This is a genomic window from Micromonospora sp. NBC_00617, from assembly GCF_045161355.1.
Lineage (GTDB): Bacteria > Actinomycetota > Actinomycetes > Mycobacteriales > Micromonosporaceae > Micromonospora.
On sequence record NZ_CP107751.1, the window covers coordinates 6,536,991 to 6,552,962 of the forward strand.

Annotated in this window: 15 protein-coding genes; 11 read left to right on the plus strand and 4 right to left on the minus strand. The window is 72.9% G+C overall.

Features of this window, described 5'->3' with window-relative positions; genetic code table 11:
* Positions 1 to 4 precede the first annotated feature (4 nt).
* The 4 genes from OG505_RS30305 (at position 5) to OG505_RS30320 (ending at position 4,111) form a co-directional block, all read left to right on the plus strand.
* Positions 5 to 844 (plus strand): DUF3152 domain-containing protein, encoded by an 840-nt coding sequence (locus tag OG505_RS30305; RefSeq protein WP_405429420.1) that lies wholly within the window; start codon positions 5 to 7, stop codon positions 842 to 844.
* Between the two features lie 82 nt (positions 845 to 926).
* Positions 927 to 1,766 (plus strand): DUF3152 domain-containing protein, encoded by an 840-nt coding sequence (locus tag OG505_RS30310; RefSeq protein ID WP_405429421.1) that lies wholly within the window; start codon positions 927 to 929, stop codon positions 1,764 to 1,766.
* A gap of 121 nt (positions 1,767 to 1,887) precedes the next feature.
* Complete coding sequence (moeZ, locus tag OG505_RS30315) at positions 1,888 to 3,069, plus strand: adenylyltransferase/sulfurtransferase MoeZ (protein WP_405429422.1); 1,182 nt, start codon at positions 1,888 to 1,890, stop codon at positions 3,067 to 3,069.
* A 136-nt stretch (positions 3,070 to 3,205) separates the two neighbouring features.
* Entirely contained in the window at positions 3,206 to 4,111 is a 906-nt protein-coding gene (locus tag OG505_RS30320; protein WP_405434818.1) for a prenyltransferase/squalene oxidase repeat-containing protein, read from the plus strand.
* Positions 4,112 to 4,120: 9 nt separating this feature from the next.
* Here OG505_RS30320 and OG505_RS30325 read toward each other — a convergent pair whose 3' ends face one another.
* Together OG505_RS30325 and proB are read right to left on the minus strand one after the other, a co-directional pair.
* Positions 4,121 to 5,362, minus strand: a complete 1,242-nt coding sequence (locus OG505_RS30325; RefSeq protein ID WP_405429423.1) for a glutamate-5-semialdehyde dehydrogenase — start codon at positions 5,360 to 5,362, stop codon at positions 4,121 to 4,123.
* A gap of 64 nt (positions 5,363 to 5,426) precedes the next feature.
* Positions 5,427 to 6,584: a glutamate 5-kinase gene (gene proB / locus OG505_RS30330; protein ID WP_405429424.1), complete on the minus strand. Its 1,158-nt coding sequence runs from the start codon at positions 6,582 to 6,584 to the stop codon at positions 5,427 to 5,429.
* 13 nt (positions 6,585 to 6,597) lie between these two features.
* Here proB and OG505_RS30335 point away from each other — a divergent pair, with 13 nt between their 5' ends.
* The 6 genes from OG505_RS30335 to OG505_RS30360 all read left to right on the plus strand — a co-directional run bounded on the left by OG505_RS30335 (position 6,598) and on the right by OG505_RS30360 (position 12,893).
* Positions 6,598 to 6,912 (plus strand): MGMT family protein, encoded by a 315-nt coding sequence (locus tag OG505_RS30335; RefSeq protein WP_405429425.1) that lies wholly within the window; start codon positions 6,598 to 6,600, stop codon positions 6,910 to 6,912.
* 101 nt (positions 6,913 to 7,013) lie between these two features.
* Entirely contained in the window at positions 7,014 to 8,045 is a 1,032-nt protein-coding gene (locus OG505_RS30340) for a TolB family protein (protein WP_405429426.1), read from the plus strand.
* 106 nt (positions 8,046 to 8,151) lie between these two features.
* Entirely contained in the window at positions 8,152 to 8,679 is a 528-nt protein-coding gene (locus tag OG505_RS30345) for a SigE family RNA polymerase sigma factor (protein ID WP_405429427.1), read from the plus strand.
* Positions 8,676 to 9,803: a hypothetical protein gene (locus OG505_RS30350; protein ID WP_405429428.1), complete on the plus strand. Its 1,128-nt coding sequence runs from the start codon at positions 8,676 to 8,678 to the stop codon at positions 9,801 to 9,803. Before OG505_RS30345 ends, OG505_RS30350 begins: the two co-directional genes overlap by 4 nt.
* 75 nt (positions 9,804 to 9,878) lie before the next feature.
* Entirely contained in the window at positions 9,879 to 11,315 is a 1,437-nt protein-coding gene (locus OG505_RS30355) for an MFS transporter (protein WP_405429429.1), read from the plus strand.
* A gap of 21 nt (positions 11,316 to 11,336) precedes the next feature.
* Positions 11,337 to 12,893, plus strand: coding sequence for a pyridoxal phosphate-dependent decarboxylase family protein (locus OG505_RS30360; protein ID WP_405429430.1), 1,557 nt, complete (start codon positions 11,337 to 11,339; stop codon positions 12,891 to 12,893).
* Positions 12,894 to 12,937: 44 nt separating this feature from the next.
* On the opposite strand, the gene OG505_RS30365 is transcribed toward OG505_RS30360, so the two are convergent.
* Positions 12,938 to 14,146, minus strand: coding sequence for a hypothetical protein (locus OG505_RS30365; RefSeq protein WP_405429431.1), 1,209 nt, complete (start codon positions 14,144 to 14,146; stop codon positions 12,938 to 12,940).
* The gene (locus OG505_RS30370; protein WP_405429432.1) at positions 14,139 to 14,702 is read right to left on the minus strand and encodes a SigE family RNA polymerase sigma factor; all 564 of its coding nucleotides are present in this window, start codon (positions 14,700 to 14,702) and stop codon (positions 14,139 to 14,141) included. The genes OG505_RS30365 and OG505_RS30370 overlap by 8 nt, the downstream gene beginning before the upstream one ends.
* A gap of 655 nt (positions 14,703 to 15,357) precedes the next feature.
* On the opposite strand from OG505_RS30370, the gene OG505_RS30375 reads away from it, so the two are divergent.
* Entirely contained in the window at positions 15,358 to 15,939 is a 582-nt protein-coding gene (locus OG505_RS30375; protein ID WP_405429433.1) for an NADH-quinone oxidoreductase subunit B, read from the plus strand.
* Positions 15,940 to 15,972: the final 33 nt, after the last annotated feature.

Below are 15,972 nucleotides of genomic sequence, written 5' to 3' on the forward strand. Positions count from 1 at the left end.
CGGAATGTTCAGGTCCGCTCGCCGCCGCCGTCGCCTCGCACTGATCGCCCAGCTGGTGGCGGTGCTGCTGGCGGTCGGCGGGGCGGTGACCGTGATCGCTGAGGGTCCGGGCGTGCCACCGGATCGGCTGACTGCCGACGAGATCGGGCCGCCGCTGGTGGCCGGGCCGCTGCCGCCGTCGGCGGATCCGCCGCCGACCGCCACCGCCACCGCCGCGTCGCCGAGCCCGTCGCCGGTGCTGCGGATGCCCGGTGCGGTGCCGACCGCGGGGACCGGTCGGTTCGGCCACGACGACCACTCCGGCCCGGTGCTGGGCCGGTCGGGTGAGCTGCGCCGCTACCGGGTGGCGGTCGAGTCGGGCAGCAACGAGGACATCGCCGCGTTCGCGCAGGCCGTCCAGGTGGCGCTGGCCGGGCCGGGCAGTTGGGTCGACAGCGGCCGGCTGCGGTTGCAGCAGGTCCCGGGGGACGCTCCCCGGGACTTCACCGTCTACCTGGCGACCGCCCGTACGGCGGGCCGGATGTGTGCCGAGGGTGGCGTGGACATCCGGATCGGCGGGCGGCCGTACACCTCCTGCCGCGCGCCCGGCCAGGTGATCATCAATCTGGATCGGTGGCGGTTGTCGGTGCCGCACTACGTGTCGGCGGGCGTGCCGCTGGCGGTCTACCGGACGTACGTGGTCAACCACGAGGTGGGTCACCAGCTCGGGCACCGGCACGAGCGCTGCCCGGGCGCGGGGCGTCCGGCGCCGGTGATGATGCAGCAGACCCTCTTTCTCAACGGGTGCCGGGTCAACCCGTGGCCGTACGTCAACGGTCGGCGTTACGCCGGCCCGGCTCTCTGATCATCCGGCCCCCATCAGACGCATGGCGGCAATAGAAGCGAAAAGCGGAGAATTGCCCGAATAATCTGGCAGGCTGGACGTCATGACGCCGTCGTCCCCTTACGGCCCGCCCGAGCCGCCCGACCGGTCCGTGTACGAGGGTGCGCGTCCCCCGCTCATGCGGATGCGCCGACGCCGCCGCCGCAACCTGCTGCTCGGCCTGCTCGTGGCCGCCGCCGCCGCCACCGCCACCGCCGTCGGCGTCGGCGTGACCGCGACGCGGGGCGACGAACCGACGGCCTACGCACCGCCCACCCCGACCCAGGGCGGGATGGGCCTGGGCGGCGGTAAGGCCCACCCGGTGCCCAGCGGCTACCCGTCGGTCGGCGCGGGACGCTTCACCGTCGCCGACGGGGGAACGCCCGTGCATGGTACGGACGGACCGCTGCGCCGCTACCGGGTCGTGGTCGAACGGGGCAGCGGCCAGGACGCCGACGCGTTCGCCGCGCGGGTGGACGAGGTGCTGGCCGACCCGCGCAGCTGGATCGCCTCCGGTGAGCTGCGGGTGCAGCGGGTGGCCGACGTCCACGCCGCCGACTTCACCGTCTACCTCGCCACCCCGGTCACATCCGAGCGGATGTGTGCCGAGGGCGGGTTGACCACCGAGCGCTACACCTCCTGCCGGCTGCCCGGCCAGGTCATCATCAACCTGGCCCGCTGGCAGGAGGCGGTGCCCGACTACGGGGCCCCGTTGGAGACGTACCGCACGTACGTCATCAACCACGAGGTCGGCCACGAGTTCGGCGAGCAGCACGAGGCATGCCCCGGCCCGGGGGAGCCCGCACCGGTGATGCAGCAGCAGACGTACGGGCTGACGGGCTGCGTGGCCAACGCCTGGCCCTACCTCGACGGCCGTCGCTACGGCGGCGACATCGTCCCCTGACCGACCGGACGCGAGTTATTCCCCTCCCGCATCGCGGGCCACGTGTCCTCCCTCATGGCCGAGAGGGGCCCGGGCGAGCAACAATGGCGCGGTTCACACCGCCGATCCCGGGGAGTCCACCGTGTCGTTGCCCCCGCTCGTCGAGCCCGCCGCCGAGCTGACCGTTGACGAGATCCGCCGCTACTCGCGCCACCTGATCATCCCGGACGTCGGGGTGGCCGGGCAGAAGCGGCTGAAGAACGCCCGGGTGCTCTGTGTCGGCGCCGGTGGCCTCGGGTCGCCCGCCCTCCTCTACCTCGCCGCGGCGGGGGTCGGCACCCTCGGCATCATCGACTTCGACACCGTCGACGAGTCGAACCTCCAGCGCCAGGTCATCCACGGCGTGTCCGACATCGGCCGATCCAAGGCCGAGTCCGCCGCCGCGTCGATCCGCGAGATCAACCCGCTGGTCAACGTGGAGATCCACAACACCGCGTTGGACCGCGAGAACGTCCGCGAGATCTTCGCCCAGTACGACCTGATCGTCGACGGCACCGACAACTTCGCCACCCGGTACATGGTCAACGACGCGGCGGTGCTGCTCGGCAAGCCGTACGTCTGGGGCTCGATCTACCGCTTCGACGGCCAGGCGTCGGTGTTCTGGGCCGAGCACGGCCCCTGCTACCGGTGCCTCTACCCGGAGCCGCCGCCGCCCGGCATGGTCCCGTCCTGCGCCGAGGGAGGCGTGCTCGGCGTGCTCTGCGCGTCGATCGGCTCGATCCAGGTGAACGAGGCCATCAAGCTGCTCACCGGCATCGGTGAGCCGCTGGTCGGCCGCCTGATGGTCTACGACGCCCTGGAGATGGAGTATCGCAAGATCAAGGTCCGGAAGGACCCGAACTGCGTGCTCTGCGGCGAGAACCCGACCGTCACCGACCTGCTGGAAGACTACGAGGACTTCTGCGGCGCGGTCTCCGAGGAGGCCCAGGAGGCGACGCTCGACTCGACCATCACCGCCCTGGAGCTCAAGGAGTGGCAGGACGCCGGCAAGGACATCTTCCTCGTCGACGTGCGGGAGCCGGCCGAGTACGAGATCGTGCGGATCCCGGGGGCGACCCTGATCCCCAAGGGCGACATCATCTCCGGCGAGGCGCTGGCGAAGCTCCCGCAGGACAAGCAGATCGTGCTGCACTGCAAGTCCGGCGTCCGCTCGGCGGAGGCGCTCGCCGCGCTCAAGGCGGCCGGGTTCCGCGACGCCGTCCACGTGCAGGGCGGCGTCCTGTCGTGGATCAAGCAGATCGACCCGTCACTGCCCGCGTACTGACCGGCCCCGCCGGGGCGACGCCACCCAGCGCGCCCCGGCGCCGGCCCGGTGTGGGGTCCGAACGCCGTCGCCGACGGTAAATCGACGCAAGTGGCTCCGTGTGGCGCTCCGGCCGGAGCGACGCAGCCAATTCCAGCTGACCGATTCCCCGAGGCGGGATCGTGTCTGCGCAGGTAGCGTGTCCGCCGTGGTCGATTTGGAAGCCGCGATCGGGTTCGTCGTGGCGCATGGGGACGCGGTGGAACGCGCCCGCCTCTCCTGGCTGCGCAACGGCACGCCGGTGCCGCCGGAGCTGTTGGAGACGGCCGAGGTCGGTCAGTCGCCGGATGGCGGCTGGCCGGCGAGCTGGGGTGGCGAGGTCGCCTCGGTCGACGCCACCTGCTTCCGGCTCGCCGAGCTGGACGACCTGGGCGCGCTGGGCCGTCCCGCCGCCCGCCGGGCGCTGGACTGGTTGGCGTCCCGGCAGCAGGCGGACGGCGGCTGGGACGAGGACCTCTCGCTGACCGGCTCGGCCCCGGAGTGGGCCCGCCCCGGCGATCCGGAGGCCAAACTCTTCCTCACCGCCAACGCCGGCCTCTGGCTGACCGTCGCCGGCCTGGACGCCCGCGCCTCGGGCCCGCTCGATCACCGGGTCGGCGGGGCGTACGCCGGGGTGGTGCAGGCGGCGGCCCAGTCGATCGTCGCGCGGCTGCGCCCGGACGGCAGTTGGCCGTCGTTCCTCGCCGCCGGCTGGCTGAGCGCCGCCGTGCTGCACCGTCAGGAGATGTTCCAGGAGTCGGCGCGGATCCAGGTGGTGCTCGCCGAACGGATGCCCACGATGTCGCCGGGCGACGTGGCCTGGCTGGGGGCCACACTGCGCCGGGTCGGCATCGACCTGCACGACTGGATCATGGTGCGGGCCCTGCGGCGGCTCGCCGAGACCCAGCGCAGCGACGGTGGTTGGGAGAGCGACGACGGTCACCAGTTCGACGTGCACGCCACGCTGTCCGCGATCCGGGCCGCCCGGCCCGCCGCGGCCGGAGCGACCGCGCAGCCGGGCTGACCTCCGGCCCTAGCGCCGGTGCCCGTCCCCGGTGACGACGTACTTGGTGCTGGTCAGCTCGGGCAGGCCCATCGGGCCCCGGGCGTGCAGCTTCTGCGTCGAGATACCGATCTCCGCACCGAAGCCGAACTCGCCCCCGTCGGTGAACCGGGTCGAGGCGTTCACCATGACAGCCGCCGCGTCGACCCGGGCGACGAAGTCGCGGGCGGCGCTCGCCGAGTCGGTGAGGATCGCCTCGGTGTGTCCGGTGCCGAAGCGGCGGATGTGCGCGACCGCCGCGTCCAGCGACTCGACCACGGCGACCGAGATGTCGGCCGACAGGTATTCGGTAGCGAAGTCCTCCTCGGTGGCCGGGACCACGGCGGCCGAGTACGCGGCCACCTCGGGGGAGCCGTGCACGGTCACCCCCGCCTCGGCGAGAGCAGCCAGCATCGGTGGCAGGAACGCGTCGGCGACGCTCGCGTGCACCAGCAGCGACTCGGCGGTGTTGCAGGTGGACAGGCGCTGCGTCTTGGCGTTCAGCGTCACCGCGACGGCCTTCGCCACGTCCGCGGCGGCGTCGACGTAGACGTGGCAGTTGCCCACCCCGGTTTCGATCACCGGCACGGTCGACTCCTCGACCACGGTGCGGATCAGCGACGCGCCGCCGCGCGGGATGAGCACGTCGACCAGCCCTCGGGCGCGCATCAGCTCCTTGACCGAGTCGCGGGAGCTGGCGTCGAGCAGCTGCACCGCGTCGGCCGGCAGACCGGCGTCGGCGATCGCGTCGCGCAGCACCGCGACCAGCGCGGCGTTGGAGTGCGCGGCCGAGGACGACCCGCGCAGCAGCGCCGCGTTGCCGGACTTGAGGCAGATCCCGGCGGCATCCACGGTCACGTTCGGGCGTGCCTCGTAGATGATGCCGACCACCCCGAACGGCACCCGGATCTGGCGCAGCTCCAGCCCGTTGGGCAGGGTCGAACCGCGGACCACCTCGCCGACCGGGTCGGGCAGCGCGGCCATCTGGCGCAGCGCGTCGGCGATGCCGGCCACCCGGCCCGCGTCGAGGGCGAGCCGGTCCAGCACGGCCGCGCTCAGCCCGGCCTTGCGGCCGGCCGCCAGGTCCGTCTCGTTCGCGGTCAGGATCTCCGGCGTACGCGCCACCAGCGCGTCGGCCATCGCCACCAGCGCGGCGTCCTTGACCGTACGGGTGGCCACGGCCAGGTCGGCGGCGGCGTCCCGCGCCCGTCGCGCCTGCTCGACGACGCTCATCGATCACTCCTCGCGTTAGGAAGGGCCCCTTGTACAACACCAGGCGTTAACAAGGGGCCCTTGCTTACAGCAGTACGAGGTCGTCGCGGTGGACGACCTCCCGTTCGTACGCCGGGCCGAGCGCCGCGGCGAGTTCGGAGGTGGAGCGACCGAGCAGCCCGGGCAGCTCCACCGCGTCGTAGTTGACCAGGCCACGGGCGACGGGGGCGCCGGCGTTGTCGACCAGGTCCACCGGGTCGCCGGCGGTGAACGTGCCGTCCACGGCGGTGATGCCGGCGGGCAGCAGCGACTTGCGCCGCGCGACGACGGCGGCCACCGCGCCCGGGTCCAGGTGCAGCCGCCCTCGGGGCGAGGTGGCGTGGGCCAGCCAGAACAGCCGGGCCGTCGGGCGCTGCCGCTGCGGGTGGAACAGCGTGCCGACGGGCTCGCCGGCCAGCGCCGACGCGGCCAGGTCGGCGGCGGTGAGCACCACCGGGATGCCGAAGCCGGTGGCGATCCGGGCCGCCTCGACCTTGGTCACCATGCCGCCGGTGCCGACCCCGGACCGGCCGGCGCCGCCGATGGTGATCCCGGCGAGGTCCTCGTCGCTGCGGACCTCCGGGATGCGGGTCGACTGCGGGAGGGCCGGGTCGCCCGTCCAGAGCGCGTCCACGTCGGAGAGGAGCACCAGCAGGTCGGCGTGGACGAGGGCGGCCACCAGGGCGGCCAGCCGGTCGTTGTCGCCGAACCGGATCTCCTCGGTGGCCACCGTGTCGTTCTCGTTGACGATCGGCACCGCGTGCAGGTCGAGCAGTTTGCGCAGGGTGCGGTACGCGTTGCGGTAGTGCGCCCGCCGGGTCACGTCGTCGACGGTGAGCAGCACCTGCCCGACGGTGCGGCCGTGTCGGGCGAAGCTGGCCGCGTACCGGCCGATCAGCAGGCCCTGGCCGACGCTGGCGGCGGCCTGCTGGGTGGCCAGGTCGCGCGGACGTCGGATCAACCCGAGCGGGGCGAGGCCGGCGGCGATCGCGCCCGAGGAGACCAGCACGACCTCGCGTCCCTCGGCGGCGAGTCGGCCCAGGGTGTCGACGAGCGCGTCGACCCGCTCGTCGGCCAGGCCGCCGGTGGCGGTGGTCAACGAGGAGGATCCGATCTTGACGACGACCCGTCGGGCGGCCGTGACTGCGTCGCGCACCCGCCCATTCTGCGTGGTCACGCCCGCGTCGCCCGGCAGCGTTCCCATATGGTGGCCGATTGTGACTCCTGACGAGTACGTCGAGGCGGTGCTGGACCTCGTGGAGCGGATCCCGGAGGGTCGGGTGATGTCGTACGGCGGGGTCGCCGATGCGCTGGCCGAGCGCTCGGGGCGCACGTCGGCCCGGTTGGTGGGCAACATCATGGCCCGGCACGGAGGCTCGGTGCCCTGGCATCGTGTGGTGACCTCGGCGGGGCGGCTGCCGCCAGGGCACGAGGTGGAGGCCCGGGCCAGGCTGCGCGCCGAGGGCTGCCCACTGCGGGGAGACGGGGTGCGGATGAGCGACGCGAGCTGGCACCCCGACGCGACCGGTTGACCGGCCGGGCAAGTCCGTCGGAAGTTTTCCCGTCGGACAGGCATCGCGGGCGGGCGCGCCGCTGTCTTCCCGGGTGACGGTCACTCACCTGGGAGGCACATGTGTCACATCGATCCCGTCGTACCGCGCTGGCCGGCGTCCTGACGGCGTTCTGCATGCTGGTCACGCCGGTCCTGGCCGGTCCGGGCGCGGACGCCGCCACCGTGGCGATCGGCGGCAGCGGGCGGACCGAAGGTGCACAGGTCACCTTCCCGGTGCCCGGTGGCGGCCCGCAGGCGATCCACGCCTACTCCAGCCTCGGTGGTGACGCCGCGTACGTGCTGGACACCCGCACCGGGAAGTACCGGCGGGTGCCGTACGTCAGCGTGCAGGTCTCGCCGGACGGCGCCAGCGTCGCGGTGGAGCAGACCGATGGTCGGATCGGCGTGGTGGCCCGGACCGCGCTCGCGGGTGGCGGTGCGGTGCGCTGGACGGATCTGCCCCCGGGAACATTCACGGGCTGGTCACCGGACGGGAAGGCCCTCCTCACCACCACCCTCGACAAGGAAACCCGCAGCTTCGTCGTGCACCGCTACGACGTCGCCACCGGGCGACTCCGGCACACGCCCGTCAACCTCGACTGTGACATCTGCACGGCCGGCTGGGCGGCCGACTCCACCCGATACGTGGTCCGGCTGCGTGGCCTCGATCCGGATCTACCGACCGGGCCGATGCGCTACCTGAACCCGGATGGCACTGCTGGCCGGTTGGCCGGCGCGGAGGGACACATCTGGAACGCCACCGCCTACTCACCGTCGCGCCGGTACGCGGTGGTGGAGCCGACGCGCGGCGTCGGTTTCGAGGGCGTCGATCCGAGCCTCCTCGCCGAGTGGCAGCGCCCCCGGATCCTGGATCTCGCCACCAGACGGACCATCGGGTCGGTGGCGACCTCCTGGCCGGTGCTCGGCTGGTACGACGAGCGACAGGTGGTGAAGGTGGCGCACACCAGCGGCGGTTCGACCGTGCTGGAGGTGACCGATGTGTGCACCGGCAGAGTCACCCGGTCAGTGCCCGCGCCGGGACTGCCACCGGCGCTCCTTCAGATCGGCTCCTCGGCCGGTCTGAAGGGTGACGCGGCGAAGTTCGGCTTCTGACCGGATGCCGCACCGAGTGGTGATCGATTCGCATGGGGCGACCGTTCCGGCGCTGCCCCGGGCGGGGACAGCGTCGGTGGTATCGGCTGCGGGTTGGGGAAGGTGCATGAACGACGAGCACGAGCAGGAGTTCCGTGACTTCGTCGCCGCGAGGTCACCGGCGTTGCTGAGAACGGCGTACCTGCTTACCGGCGACGTGCACCACGCGCAGGATCTCCTGCAGACGGCGTTGCTGGCCAGCGCCCGCCGCTGGTCGCGGATCCGCCACCGGGACGAGCCGGAGAGGTACGTGCGCCGGGCGATGTACCGGCACCAGGTCAACTGGTGGCGAGCCCGGGCTCGGCGGCCGGAGGTGCTGGCCGCCGAGCCGCCCGACCGCGATGCCCGCGCCGACCATTCCGCTGCGACGGTCCAGCGGCACGCGCTGATGGACCTGCTCCGGCGACTGCCGTCGCGGCAGCGGGCGGTGGTGGTGCTGCGGTACTACGAGGACCGGTCCGAGGCGGAGGTCGCGGAACTGTTGGGCATCTCGCTGGGCACGGTCCGCAGTCAGGCGTCCAAGGCCCTGCGCAAACTCCGGGCCTACCAGGCCGAATCGTACGAGTCTCCGGGCTACGTGAGGGCGGGACGATGACCTTCGAAGACGAACTGCGTACGGAGCTGCGCCACGCGCCGATGCCGACCGAGCTCGCGCCGCCGGTCGGGCTCGCCGACACGGTGCTGCGGGGCGCGCGCCGCAGGCAACGCCGCACCGCCGGCCTGTTGGCGGGTGTCGTCGTCCTCGTCGCCCTGGTGCTGGTCGCCCCGGCCGTCCCGCCGCCCGACGCCGGCCCGGGCACGCCGGCGCTGCGGGTCGCGGCGGGCACGTTCCCACAGCCCGGTGGCGGCCCGCGGGCGGTCCACGCGTACGTGACCACCGACCTGAACCGGGCGATGTTCACCACGCTCCTGCTCGATCCGACCACCGGCGAGTACCGCGAGGTGCCGTACCGGGCCCTGCTCGCGCCGGACCTGAGCAGGGTGGCGGTGGATGACAACGGGCGTACCGGGCTCGTCGACCGGGCCGCGCTGCTGCGGGACGGCACGGCGGCCATCCACTGGCTCGATCTGCCCGTCGGCAACGGTCTCGCGTGGTCCCCGGACGGCACGGCGCTGCTGGTCACGTCGATCGAGAAGGGGGACGCGAGGGTGTCGTTCACCGCTCACCGGTACGACGTGCGTACCGGGAAGGTCACCGCCACCCCGGTGCCCGTCGACCTCCTTGGTAGTGCCGTGGGCTGGGCGCCCGATTCGGTCGGCTACCTCGCGCTGCTGCGTGGGGCGGAGACCGGCGACACGGTGCGGCCGGGTGCGCTGCAGGAGATCCGCCCGGACGGTGCACTGGGGCGCCGGCTCGCCGTTGACGGCGGGGGCTGGGTCGGCGGTGCCGAGTCCTACTCGCCGTCCCGCCGGTACCTGCTCGCCGACGTGTCCGAGCTGCAGTCGGACCGGCCGCTGCCGTCCCAGGTGGTGGACGTCGCCAGCGGCCGGGTGATCCGCCTCCTGCCGGTCGGCGCGAAACCCCTCGGCTGGTACGACGACCGGACCGTGGCGCTGCTCGTCGACCGCCTCGACGGGCGGCCGGTGCTGCGCCTGACCGATGTCGCCAGTGGTGCGACGCGTCGGGAGGTGCCGCTGGCCGGCGTACCCACCCTAATCGGGGTCTGTATCGCGTCCTCGAGCGGCCTGCCCAAGGACGCCGTGGCGCTGGGGTTCTGACCGGCGTTGGGCGCGGGGCCGGCGCCGCGCCCGGGGGCTGTGGCCCACGGCACAACATGAGTAGCATTCGGGAACATGGACGCGGCTCCGGTCGTTCCCGGCTCGTCGACCGGGACCGTCGACCACCCAGCGACCGGGCCGCTCCCTCGCCGGGTGCACGCCGGATACGCGCTCGGCTCGCTGGCCACCGGCGCGTTCGGCACGGTGCCCGGTCTGCTGCTGCTGCCGTACCTGACCGACACGCTCGGCGTGGCCGCCGGGCTCGCCGCCCTGCTGGTACTGCTGCCCAAGGCGTGGGACGTGCTGGTCAACCCGGTCGCCGGGCGGATCTCCGACCGCACCCGGTCGCGCTGGGGCGCACGCCGGCCGTACCTGCTCGTCGCCGGTCTCGCGCTCGCCGTACTCTTCGCGGCCATCTTCGCCGCGCCGTTCGGCAACGGACCGGCCGCCGCGGCGTACGTGGCGCTCGCGTTCCTCGCCACGGCGACCGCGTTCGCCTTCTTCCAGGTGCCGTACGTGGCGATGCCCGCCGAGATGACCGACGACTACGCCGAGCGCACGCGGCTGATGACCTGGCGGATCGCCGTGCTGGCGCTGACCATCCTGGTCTCCGGCGCGGTGGCCCCGCTGGTCGTGAGGGCCGGCGGCGACGGCGTGCCCGGGCACCGCTGGATGGGCCTGTTCGTGGCGTCGCTCATCGTCGTCGGTGCCCTCGGCGCGTTCCTCGGCACCCGGTCGGCGCCCGGTGGTGTGGTCGGCGCCAGCGAGCCGACACTGCGCGCCCAACTCGCCGTGGCCGCCGCCAACCGGCCGTTCCGGGCGTTGCTGGTCTGCTTCGTGGTGCAGTCCGCCGGCGTGGCGACCATCCTCGCCGGGGTCAACTACTTCGCCGGGCAGATCCTGCGCGACGAGCAGAGCGGGCCGACCCTCCTCTTCGCCTGCTTCGTCGGGCCGGCGCTGCTGGTGATGCCGCTCTGGTCCCGCGTCGGCGCCCGGTTGGGCAAGCGGTCCGCCCTGGTCGCCGCCGGGCTGATCCTCGCCGCCGGGACGCTCGCCCTGGTCGCCGCCCCGCTGCTGCCCCCGATCGTCGTCTACCTGGTGGTCGCGGTCATCGGCGTCGGGTACGCCGGGCAGCAGGTGTTCGCGTTGGCCATGCTCCCGGACTGCATCGCGTACGACACGGCGCGGACCGGCCGTCGGCAGGCCGGCGTCTTCACCGGCCTGTGGACCGCCGGGGAGACCCTCGGCCTGGCCCTCGGCCCCGGCGTGTACGGGCTGGTGCTCCAGCTCTCCGGCTACGTCTCCTCCGACACCGGTACGGCGGCGACCCAGTCCGACACGGCGAGGCTCGGCGTTCTGCTCGGCTTCACAGTCCTGCCCGCACTACTGATGGCCCCGCCCCTCCTGCTACTGCGCCGCTACAACCTGACTGCCGAAGTCCTAGCTCCAGTCACGCCCCACGGACGCGTCGATCATGGAGTTGTGCTGGGGGATGAAAGCGGTGAACGATGACAAGAAAGGCACCACGATTTCATGATCGACGAGAGCAGGGTTGCGGGCGGGGCACTGTCGCCCGACGGGGTGGCCGCGGATGTCGCGCTGGCGGAGATTCGTCGGCTACGCGCGGGTGATCGGCCTACCCACGGGGGGCGGCTGTTCGCGTACGTGTACGACCCGGCGGAGCCGGGGCTCGACGAGTTGACGGCCGCCGCGCATCGGGAGAGCGCCCACGTCAACGGGCTCGACCCGACCGCGTTCCCGTCCCTGCTGGCCATGGAGAACGCGCTCGTCGGCGCTGCCGGCCGGGTCCTCGGCGGTGGGCCGGGCACGACCGCGCCCGACGTGGTCGGCAGCGTCACCAGCGGCGGCACCGAGTCGCTGATCCTCGCCGTCAAGGCCGCCCGGGACGCCCACCCGGAGATCGCCGCACCCCGGATCGTGGTGCCGGCGACCGCCCACGCCGCGTTCGCCAAGGCGGCGCACTACCTGCGGGTGGCGTTGGACGTGGTGCCGGTCCCGGTGGACACTCTCCGCCCCGAGCCGGCCGCGATGGCCGCCGCGATCCGCCCGGAGACGGTGCTGGTCGCCTGCTCCGCGCCCTCGTACGCGCACGGGGTGGTGGACCCGGTCGCCGAGATCGCCGCCGGGGCCGCCGACGCCGGGGTGCGCTGTCACGTCGACGCCTGCTTCGGCGGCTGGACCCTGCCGTACCTGCGTCGCCTCGGCGAGCCGGTGCCGGCGTTCGACTTCACGGTGCCCGGGGTCACCTCCATCTCGGTCGACCTGCACAAGTACGCGTACGCCCCGAAGGGCGTGTCGGTGCTGCTGCACCGCGACGCCGCGGGACGCGCCCCGCAGTACTTCGCGTACGCGGACTGGCCCGGCTACACCATGATCAATCCGGTGATCGCGTCCACCCGGTCGGGCGGGCCGATCGCCGCCGCGTACGCCACCCTGCGGCACCTCGGCGACGCCGGCTACCTGCGACTGGCCGCCGTGACCCGGGACGCGGTCGCCGGCCTGGCCGACGCCGTCCGCGCCGTCGACGGTCTGCGGCTGATGGCCGAGCCGGAGTCGACAGTGGTCTGCTTCACCGCCACCGAGGATGGCCCCGACCTGTTCGTCCTGGTGGACGAGCTGACCGCGCGTGGCTGGCACACCCAGCCCCAGCTGTCGTACGCCGACCTGCCGGCCAGCGTGCACCTCACGGTGACCGCCGCCGTCGCCCCCCGGGTGGCCGAATTCGGCCCGGATCTGGCCGCCGCGGTGGGGGCAGCCCACGCGGCCGGCCCGGTGCGGCTGCCCGCCGAGTTGGCGTCCCTGGTCGGCGCCCTCACCCCCGAGGCGCTGACCCCGGAGGTGGTGGTCGGTCTGGCCGCCGGGCTCGGTCTGGGCGACGGCGGCCCGACCTCCGCTGACAGCGACGGGCCGGCTTCCGGTGACGGCGACGGACCGGGCGCGGGGCCTCTGCCGGATCGGATGGCGCTGGTGAACACGCTGCTCGACGCCGCCCCGCCGGCGCTGCGCGAACGCCTGCTGGTCGAGTTCGTCGGTCTGCTGCAACGCCCCACCTGGGCTTCGGACGACTGAACGCCGGTGCCCCACCCGATCGGGTGGGGCACCTGACGTCCGGCTCAGAGCACGCCGGGGAGTTGCACCTGGTTGTCCTCGTCGGCGAGATCGCGCCACCGTCGGTCCTGGGCGTCGAAGTGCTCGACATAGAAGCCGCGCGTCATCGCGTCGGCGCCCGAACGGTCGGGCACCAGGTGCACGAAGGTGTAGCGCCGCGACTCGCCGGCCGGCACCCCCGGCAGCAGGCACGAGTTGTTGTCGTTAGCTGCCGCCACCTTCGGGTCGCACCTGGACCAGTCGCCACCTGCCGGCTCACCCAGGTTGAAGCCGCGCAGCTCGACCTGTGCCGCATCGACCGGCCCCGCGTTCTTCACGGTGAAGACCGTGGTCAGCTTGCGGCCGCCCGGCGCATCGACAAGCGTGTGGGTCATGGTCAACCGCAGGTCGGTGAGGCGCGGATCCTTGCCGAACTTGGTGGGACCGTCGGTCTGGGTGAACCGGCCCCCCTTGAACCGGTAGGTGCGCAGTTGTTCCTGCGGCCAGTAGCTCGGGGTGTCGCAGCAGGGTTGCAGGTCGGCCACCCGCACCTGGACCGCGCCTGCCGCGGTCACCTCCAGGCCGCGAATGTCCTCGACACCGTCGGTGGTCCGCACGACTCTCCCGAGCGTCACGATCCGCCCATCGTCGTCCCTGTCGAAGGCGACGACCTGCTTCGCCGACGCCTCGCCGTACCGGCAGGAGACGACGGCGACCGTCTCCTCGGCGCCGTCCCCGTCCAGGTCGGCGTGGCCCACCTCCAGGTCGCTCAGCAGCGGAACGAAGTTCTTGTTCGCGCTCGTCGCCAGCCGCACGTTCGACGTGGTGCAGGTCGACGGCAGGGCCGGCGGCCACGCCGGCAGATCCAGGCGGGCGGCGAGCAGTTGGCTCCGGCTGATCCGGCCGTCCGGGGCGTCCGGGTCGGCCGTGGGTGTGGAACTCGGCGACTGACTGACCGACGGTGTGGGCGGCGGCGGTGCCGTCGTCGGCGGGGACGTCGGGTCGACGGACTCGGCCGGGACCGGCGGCGTCCGGTCGCCGTTCAGCGCGGCGTTGGCGACGACCGGTGCCAGCGCCAGGACGACCGCCGCCGCGGCGACGGCCACCGCCGTCGTCCGCCGTCGCCGACGCAGGGTGCGTCGGGCCTGGTCGGGACCGGGACCGACGACCCGGGTGGTGACATCGGTGCGGTACGCGGTGAACCGCTCGCGCAGCCGCGGTTCGAGATCAGACATCGGACACCCCCTCGGTGTTCTCGTCCAGCAGTCCGGCAAGGGCGGTCCGGCCGCGGTGCAGCCAGGACTTGACGGTGCCCTCGGCCACCCCTTCCTGGAGCGCGATCTGATTGACCGACAGGTCGGCCAGGTAGTGCAGGATGACGGCCCGCCGGTGGTTGGCGGGTAGTTGCGCGAGCGCCGCGTCGATGGCCACCCGGTCCGGTGTCGGGCCGTCCACCTCGGCCTCGGTGCGCCGCTGCCGCAGCAGGTGGTTGCGGGCCGTGCGCAGCCGACGCCAGCGGCTGCGGGCCAGGTTCCAGGCGACTCGGCGGACCCAGGCCACCGGATCGTCGTACCGGACCAGGCGGTCCCAGCGCGCCAGCGCCCGGCAGAACGCCTCCTGGGCCAGATCCTGCGCGTGGCCCAGATCCCCCGTGTACGCGCACAGTTGGGCGGTCACGCTGCGAAAGTGCGCGTGGTAGAAGTCGTCGAAGGTGATTGCCGCCGCGTGCAGCCTTCCGGCCGTCAACGCCGCCGGTGGTTCATTGGCGCGGGCTCCCATCGTTGCTGTCACTGCCCCTCCCCGTTCGCCGCCGGGCCGGTGCCCTGGGCGCCGGTAACACTCCAGTGCGGCGTACGAGGTTGCGACCCGAATGGCCGCGAATCCGACAGTCGGCACGAGGGACGCGACGGGTTGGCACGCCGACACGGCCGCGCTCGGTGAGCGCGGCCGTGTCCCGTCCCGGTCGCGCCGGCTCAACGGTAGGTGACCACCACCGTGTTGTCCGGGTCGTAGACCTCCTGCACGAAGTCGAAGCTCGCGTCCATCGGGCGTACGTCCACGTCGGCCTTCCCCGTGCCGACAGTGGTGCCAGCGGCGACCCGGTCGGGGCTCGGCTCGGCGACGTGTGTCTCGCGCTGCCGCAGCAGCCAGGCCTACGCCGTGAGCTGCACCACCAGCGATCGGAAGTGGGCGTGGTAGAAGTCGTCGAAGACCAGTTCCGCAGTCGCGGGGACGGGGCTTCCCGGCGGGTCGGGGGCGGTCCGCCCACCCGTACTTCTCTCGTCACAAGCACTCGTCCTTTCCGTGGTGGGCGCAGGCGGCGTGTTCGCCAGCACCGGTCACACACTCGGCCGCGCCCGCCGGTTGCGGTCGACCCGGTGGGGTTGCCTGCCCGGTCCGTGACAAGCGGCTGTGATTCACTGTGGGATGAGGAGAGGGGACGTCCGTGCAGCTACCGGCAGTGCTCGGTGAGCCGATCCGGTTCGTGCTGAACTGGGGGCGCCGCTACTCGCTCTGGGTGTTCAACTTCGGCCTGGCCTGCTGCGCGATCGAGTTCATCGCCACCAGCATGGGTCGGCACGATTTCATCCGGCTCGGTGTGATCCCGTTCGCCCACGGCCCTCGGCAGGCCGACCTCATGGTGGTCTCCGGCACGGTGACCGACAAGATGGCCCCGGCCATCAAGCGGCTCTACGACCAGATGCCCGAGCCGAAGTACGTCATCTCGTTCGGCGCGTGCTCCAACTGCGGCGGCCCCTACTGGGACTCGTACTCGGTGACCAAGGGCGTCGACCAGCTCATCCCGGTCGACGTGTACGTGCCCGGCTGCCCGCCCCGCCCGGAGGCGCTGCTGCACGGCATCCTGCGCCTACAGGAGAAGATCGCCGCCGAGCAGTCCGGCATCGGCGGGGTGCCGCAGCGGGATCTGCTCGCCGCGCCGCTGGACGCCGCGCCCATCGAGGCCGCCGCTCCGCGCTCGGTCGACTCCCTCACCGCCCCGCCGGTCCGTCCACCCGCCGCAGACTGACGAACGGCCCGTCGTGCGGAGGGGACCGGTCGG